The organism is Streptomyces anatolicus (assembly GCF_019400875.1).
Taxonomy (GTDB): Bacteria; Actinomycetota; Actinomycetes; order Streptomycetales; family Streptomycetaceae; genus Streptomyces; species Streptomyces anatolicus.
The window spans coordinates 1-4,174 of record NZ_WMBF01000521.1; the positions used below are offsets into that span (position 1 = coordinate 1).

Genomic DNA, 4,174 nt, shown 5'->3' on the forward strand with positions numbered 1-4,174 from the left:
CCCCGGCATCCGCCCCGAGGACCGGCAGGCGGCGGCCGAGCACGCCACCGCGCCGCCGGTGCCCCTGGCGGGTGCCGTGCGCGGCCGGGTCGAAAGGCCCCGGCTCCCCAAGCGGCGCGCGCAGGAGCACATCGCGCCCCAGCTGCGGGAGGCCCCGCCACCGCGCCCCGAGAGCGAGCACCTCGTCGGACACGACCCGGGCCTGATGGCCGCGTTCCAGCGCGGCATCGGCCTGGCCCAGGCGCAGGACGCGCGCGACCCCACCCCCGCGGACGGTGGGCTCCCCCGGGGCGGGAGCGAGCAAGGCGGCTGACCAGCACATGACGCCCGAGCATCCACCCTCTCCGCACCCGCGGACCTTCGTACGTCGTACCTCAAGGAGTCGATCCACCATGGCGAGCGATGCGCCGACCGGCCATGTATCCGATCTCGACTGGCTGATGAGCGGCCTCGTGCAGCGCGTGCCGCACACCCGCAGTGCCGTCCTGCTCTCCTCCGACGGCCTGGTGAAGTCGGTGCACGGCCTCGACCCGGACAGCGCCGACCACATGGCGGCCCTCGCTTCGGGGCTCTACTCCCTCGGGCGCAGCGCGGGCATCCGCTTCGGGGACGGCGGGGACGTCCGGCAGGTCGTCGTGGAACTGGACTCCACCCTCCTGTTCGTCTCCACCGCGGGCTCCGGAACCTGCCTCGCCGTCCTCGCGGGCCGTGAGGCGGACGCCGCCGTCCTCGGCTACGAGATGGCGATGCTGGTCAAGAGCGTGCGCCCGTACCTGATCACCGCGCCCCGGCAGCACGCCGGGGAACCCGCGTCGATGAGGCGCTGAGCGTGGCGGCCCCGCATGACGGGCCCTGGCTCGACGACGCCGCGGGACGGCTCGTGCGTCCCTACACGGTCAGCAACGGCCGGACCAGACCGACCACACAACTCGACCTGCTCTCCCAGGTGATGGCCACCGGATCGACCCCGTTCGGCCATCTCGGGCCGGAGCACTCCGCCGCCCTCGGCCTGTGCGGGACCCCGACCTCCGTCGCCGAGGTCGCGGCGCAGCTGAAGCTGCCCGCGGTCGTGGCCAAAGTGATCCTCAGCGATCTCCTCGACTCCGGGGCCCTCACCACGAAGGCCCCGGACTTCTACCACAACCCCACTGACCGGTCCCTGTTGGAGGCAGTGCTCGATGGATTACGACGACAGCTCTGACCCCTTCCCCACCGCGCTGAAGATCCTCGTCGCCGGTGGTTTCGGGGTCGGCAAGACGACCTTTGTGGGCGCGGTCAGCGAGATCGCGCCGCTGAGCACCGAGGAGCTGCTCACCACGGTCAGCGAGGCCACCGACGACCTCTCGGGCGTGGAGAACAAGACCACGACGACCGTCGCCATGGACTTCGGACGCATCACGCTCGACCCCGAACACGTGCTCTATCTCTTCGGCACGCCCGGCCAGGAGCGGTTCTGGTTCATGTGGGACGAGCTGTCCGAAGGCGCCCTCGGCGCCGTGGTGCTCGCCGACACGCGCCGTCTGGAGGACTGCTTCGCCGCCGTGGACTTCTTCGAACAGCGCGGCATGGGCTTCATCGTCGCGATCAACGAATTCGACGGCGCCCACCGCTACGAACCCGAAGAGGTGCGCGCCGCCATCGACCTCGACCCGCAAGTGCCCGTCGTGCGCTGCGACGCGCGGATCTCCAGCTCGGGCATCCAGACGCTCCTCATCCTCGTCAAGCACCTCCTCAACCACGCCCCGGAGCCGAGCTACGGAGCCCACACGTGAGGTACGACCCGGCAGGGCACCTGCTGCTCACCCCCGTCGACACGGAGGCGCCCGCGCGCGTGCGGCGGCTGCGCGGGCTGGGCATCGGGGACCGCGTCGACCCGGAGTTCGACCTTTTCGCGGGCCGGCTCGCGGAGCTGACCGGCGCGCCCTACTCGATGGTCAACTTCATCGACGAGGACCGGCAGTTCTTCGCCGGTCTGCTCGCCCCGGACAGCTCCATGGGGCGCTATATGGCCCGCGACCACGGGTACTGCCCGCATGTGGTGGTGCGCCGCAAGGCCCTTGTCCTGGAGGACGTCCGTGACTATCCCCGGTTCGCGGGGAACCCCGTCGTGGACGAGATAGGCATCCGCTCCTATCTCGGCGCGCCGCTCGTCGACCGTACGGGCATCGTCCTCGGCACGGTCTGCGTCGTCGACGTCGAGCCGCGCCGCTGGGGGAGGGAAGGGCTCGACACGATCAAGACGATGGCCGCGGAACTGGTCGCGCGGATCCATCGGCGGGAGGACGGCGTGATCTGACCCGTGTCACAGGCTCAGCTCCCTTCCGTCGGGGAAGCGGACGCGGACGCCGCCGTCGTGCACGGCACAGGTGACCGATTCTCGCAGCGCCCGCGCGTGGACGGTGTCCCGCCCGAGGGCCACCAGCGTGACGTGCACACTCTCCCTGCCCGGAGGGGACGCCGACGTCAGGTACGGCGTCGCGGAGTGCGGCCCGTACGCGTTGGCCGCGACCTCGCGGGCGATGCCCGTCTCCGCGTCCCAGCCGTGCAGCGCCACCACGGCGCTCGTCAGCCCCGTGGCGGTGCGGGCGAGCGCCCAGCCGGGGCCGCGTTCGGCGTGCGGCCGGGACGTGTCCGCCACCGCGTGGCCGCCCTCGCGAAGGGTCGTGCCCGCCGGGGCCCGCAGCCGGTGTACGCGGATCTCCCACGGGCCGTGCAGGGCGCTCGTCGTCACGACGGGCAATTCCTCGTCAAGGCCGGGCAGACGGGCGTCGTGGCGGGAGGACGCCACCCGGCCCGCGCAGCTCAGCGGGTGGATGCGCAGACGTCGTGACGGGGTGCCGTCCGGGGCGAGCAGGGCCAGGTGGCCGTCGACGGTACGTTCCCACGCGCGCGGGGTGGTCTCGGGGGCCGTCGCCGTGGAGTAGGCGAACTTCGCGTAGTGGGGGTCGTCCCGGGCGGGGCCTTCGAGGGGGTTGTGGTCGCTGCCGTGGTTGATGAGGCGGACGATGCCGTCGTGCCGGGTGCCGTGCAGGAGCCAGCCGGGCTGGGGGAGCGCGGTGTACTGGTCGGACTCCTCGACGGGGAGCGGGAGTTCGGGTTCGGTCCACACCGGGTGGCCGGCGGGCAGCAGCAGGCCGAGGAAGCCCTTGCTCGCCCAGTACGGCGAGGCCGGGCCCGAGTAGGCCTGCGTGGTCGGCAGGAACGTCCCGTACCAGCCGAGCGGCAGCAGCCCGCGCTCGTCGGGGATACCGCGCTCCACGAAGTGCCGGGCAGCGCCCGAGGCGAGGCGCCGGGTCAGGCCGGGGGCGAGCGGCGTGCACTGCGCGAGGGCGCCCATCCACACGGGCGCGGCGGCGGCGAAGCGGTAGGTGAGCGAGCGGCCCTGATGGACGGGGGCGCCGTCGCCGCCGAAGAAGTGCGGGTAGGTGGTGAGGAACTGGCGGAGGCGGTCGCGGTAGACCTCGCCGCGCCCGCCGTCGCCGCCGGGGCCCGCCATCCGCGCCCACAGCAGGGGGTACAGGTGCATCGCCCAGCCGGCGTAGTAGTCGTAGTTGCGCCCGTCGCCGTCGCTGTACCAGCCGTCGCCTCGGTACCAGTCCTCGATGCGGTCGAGGCCGCCGTCGATGTCCGACCGGCTGTACGGGGCGCCGACCGAGGCGAGGAACTGCTCGGCCACCACCTGGAAGAGGCGCCAGTTGTTGTCCCAGGTCTTCGCGCCGACGAACCCGGAGAACCAGTCGACGACCCGCTCCTGGACCCGGGTGTCGAGCGCGTCCCAGATCCAGGGTCGCGTCTCGTGCAGGCCGATCGCGATGGAGGCGGCCTCCACCATCTGCTGGGAGCGGTCGGTGAGTTCGGGCCAGGCCTCGCCGCTGTCGCGGTCGGTGCCCGTTGTCAGACCCCGCGCGTAGCGTTCTACGAGACGGGGGTCCACCTGGCCGCCCGCCCCCGCGATCCGGAAGGAGGCCAGCAGAAATGACCGCGCGTAGCCCTCAAGTCCGTCCGACACCACTCCCGACCAGCTCCGGCGCCCCGGCAGCCGGTACTGCGCGAACCCCGGCGTGGCATAGGGCACCAGCGCCGCCAACAGCCGATCGGCAAGCACCTCCCAGTGCGCCCGACTCCAGCCGGTCAGCGGGGACAGGGCGTGGTCGGGGGGCGGCAAGGTCAGGTG

Annotated in this window: 5 protein-coding genes and 1 pseudogene; 5 read left to right on the forward strand and 1 reads right to left on the reverse strand. The window is 72.4% G+C overall.

Features of this window, described 5'->3' with window-relative positions:
- From GKQ77_RS28725 to GKQ77_RS28745, 5 genes and pseudogenes are all read left to right on the forward strand, one after another.
- Positions 1-313 (forward strand): annotated as a pseudogene (locus GKQ77_RS28725) (ATP-binding protein); the annotation flags it as partial.
- 79 nt (positions 314-392) lie between these two features.
- Positions 393-827, forward strand: coding sequence for a roadblock/LC7 domain-containing protein (locus GKQ77_RS28730; RefSeq protein WP_055529259.1), 435 nt, complete (start codon positions 393-395; stop codon positions 825-827).
- Between the two features lie 2 nt (positions 828-829).
- Complete coding sequence (locus tag GKQ77_RS28735) at positions 830-1,201, forward strand: DUF742 domain-containing protein (RefSeq protein WP_219691892.1); 372 nt, start codon at positions 830-832, stop codon at positions 1,199-1,201.
- Complete coding sequence (locus GKQ77_RS28740) at positions 1,179-1,772, forward strand: GTP-binding protein (RefSeq protein WP_055529255.1); 594 nt, start codon at positions 1,179-1,181, stop codon at positions 1,770-1,772. The genes GKQ77_RS28735 and GKQ77_RS28740 overlap by 23 nt, the downstream gene beginning before the upstream one ends.
- On the forward strand, positions 1,769-2,296 hold the full coding sequence (locus GKQ77_RS28745; protein ID WP_219691894.1) for a GAF domain-containing protein: 528 nt from the start codon (positions 1,769-1,771) through the stop codon (positions 2,294-2,296). Before GKQ77_RS28740 ends, GKQ77_RS28745 begins: the two co-directional genes overlap by 4 nt.
- Positions 2,297-2,302: 6 nt before the next feature.
- Here GKQ77_RS28745 and GKQ77_RS28750 read toward each other — a convergent pair.
- On the reverse strand, positions 2,303-4,174 hold a 1,872-nt coding region (locus tag GKQ77_RS28750), incomplete at its 5' end, for a DUF2264 domain-containing protein (protein ID WP_258022136.1).